This window comes from bacterium (genome assembly GCA_026414725.1).
Taxonomy (GTDB): domain Bacteria; phylum Ratteibacteria; class UBA8468; order B48-G9; family JAFGKM01; genus JAAYXZ01.
Window position 1 is genome coordinate 1 of record JAOAIL010000052.1, and the last position, 915, is coordinate 915.

Here is a 915-nt window from a genome sequence, read left to right on the forward strand (position 1 = left end):
CAATAAACGAAATCTTGAAGATGGAGGGATTGGTGGATCTGATCATTCCGCGCGGCAGTAATGAATTTGTTAGATATATTCAGGATAACACTAAAATCCCTGTCTTAGGACACTCGTCGGGGATCTGCCACATTTATGTCGATCGTTCTGCCGATAGAAACAAGGCTGTGGAGATCTGTCATGATGCACGTGTGCAGTATCCTGCAGCCTGCAATTCTATGAAGATCCTCCTTGTGGATAGGGCTGCTGCATCTCTGCTCCCAGAAATCGCAAAACGACTTGTGGAAAGTAAAGTAAAGATTAGGGGGTGTCCAGAAACTTTAGAAATTCTTAAAGCATCAGGCATACCTGCTGAGCCTGCAACAGAAGAAGATTGGTCCACAGAATATCTTGACCTTATATTACCAATTAAAATAGTAAATGGGGTTGACGAGGCAATAAATCACATAAATAAATACGGATCACACCATACCGACTCTATAATCGGCGAAGATCTATCCGCCGTCCGCAAGTTCTTGATTATGGTGGACTCGTCAACAGTCATTCATAATGCCTCCACCAGATTCAGTGATGGCTACCGATATGGTCTTGGTGCAGAAGTTGGAATAAGTACTAATAAAATACATGCACGGGGTCCAGTGGGGCTTGAAGGACTCGTAACGACAAAATACATCTTATTGGGGGCGGGTCAAAAAGTTTCTAATTATATCGGAAAAGGAGCAAAGCCATTCCTCCATAAAAAATTAGATAGCATATGGACTGAACGTCTCGGTAGAGTGTAGATATTTATGGAAAAAACCGATGTAAATAATTATAAAATAATTAAAAATCTAAAAATTGGCATAATCGGTTACGGTCGAATGGGGTCGTCTCTAATTGATGGGGCTTTGAGATTCAGCTCAATCACACCAGAAT

General features: G+C 41.4%; 1 protein-coding gene. It reads left to right on the forward strand.

Going from position 1 to position 915, the window contains the following annotated elements; all coding sequences use genetic code 11:
• Positions 1 to 782: glutamate-5-semialdehyde dehydrogenase (locus tag N3D17_07785; protein MCX8083263.1), on the forward strand; the 782-nt coding region annotated here is incomplete at its 5' end.
• Between the last annotated feature and the right edge of the window lie 133 nt (positions 783 to 915).